Origin of the sequence: Bradyrhizobium sp., assembly GCF_016462955.1 — a bacterium.
Classification (GTDB): domain Bacteria; phylum Pseudomonadota; class Alphaproteobacteria; order Rhizobiales; family Xanthobacteraceae; genus Bradyrhizobium.
The window spans coordinates 6,252-6,938 of record NZ_JAEMSD010000135.1 but is presented as its reverse complement, the minus strand read 5'-3'; the positions used below and the strand labels follow the sequence as shown (position 1 = coordinate 6,938).

Below are 687 nucleotides of genomic sequence, written 5' to 3'. Positions count from 1 at the left end.
CTTGCAGACCGAGCGTCTGTCTAAAGCAAGATTTGAATGAATCGTCATCGCGCTTTAGGTGGTTGTTCGCGCATGATCGCTCCGGAAAACCGCTTCGCACTTTCCGGATCATGCTTTAGGCCTCGGTAGCGCTATTAGAGCGTTAGTTCAGAGTGCCGTCCCCTGTGAATGTCGATCCACATTCGCTCCCTCACGACGACACTGACTGCGCCCGCATGCTGTCGTCTGGCAAACAGAATCCTCGCCGTCGCGATCACGGTCTACTCGATATCTTGATCATTGCGGTGTCAGAGCCCTGTGGGCGCGCTCCTGCCCTTCCCTTCAAATCAGGTAGGCGAGCGCAGTTAACCTCAATGTCGATGTCAAGCTTAACCGCACGTTTCTGTTGTAGTTAGAAGACCGTTCAATAAGTTCGCCGCTGTTGAATTCGCGACCGAACGCTGGCCAGGCAGTCGTCCGACATTGCCGTCAACAGCAACTCGGAAAGCAGCGTGGTCACATGCGTCTCCTTGTTGAAGTTGACCTGTATCAGGCCGCGCATGAAAAGGACGATTTTGATGGCGGTAGCAAAGAAGCGGTCGAGGGCAAAGGCCGGCGATCCGAGGCAGCATAACGGCTCGCTGCAGGCTTTGATCGCGGAGGTCATTTCACTTCGCGAAATGGTCGCGAAGGCCGAACGCAAGGCTC

At 55.2% G+C, this 687-nt stretch carries 1 protein-coding gene; it reads right to left on the bottom strand.

Features of this window, described 5'->3' with window-relative positions:
* Positions 1-403: 403 nt before the first annotated feature.
* Positions 404-687: hypothetical protein (locus JHD07_RS16065; RefSeq protein ID WP_291623850.1), on the bottom strand; the 284-nt coding region annotated here is incomplete at its 5' end.